Origin of the sequence: Paenibacillus timonensis (assembly GCF_022427145.1) — a bacterium.
In the GTDB taxonomy this organism is placed as follows: Bacteria; Bacillota; Bacilli; order Paenibacillales; family Paenibacillaceae; genus Fontibacillus; species Fontibacillus timonensis.
In genome coordinates, this window is record NZ_JAKSXN010000167.1 from 1 (window position 1) to 354 (window position 354).

1 protein-coding gene is annotated in these 354 nt (G+C 57.3%); it reads left to right on the forward strand.

Translation table 11 applies throughout. The features are described 5' to 3' along the window. Positions 1-354 (forward strand): IS110 family transposase (locus MJ257_RS24715; protein WP_240271808.1); only part of this gene is annotated, 354 nt, incomplete at both ends.

Genomic DNA, 354 nt, shown 5'->3' on the forward strand with positions numbered 1-354 from the left:
TGTGTCGTCATTGCTCCATCGCTCATTCCCAAACGCCCCGGCGACCAAGTGAAAACAGATCGACGTGACGCTGAGCAACTTGCCCGTTTGTTCCGTGCAGGAGAACTCACTCCCGTTTACGTGCCCGAGCGAGAAGATGAGGCTCTACGAGAATTGGTTCGCGCCCGTGAAGCTGCCAAGGAAGATGCCCACCGGGCTCGTCAGCGGGTCTTGAAGTTCTTGCTCCGTCACCAGATAGAGCCACCGGCCACAATCAAGCGTCGCTGGACGAAGAAGTATCGCGTCTGGCTGGGGCAACTGGTATTCCCGTACGAGCCCATGCAGGTGGCCTTCGATGAGATGCTTCATGCTTTG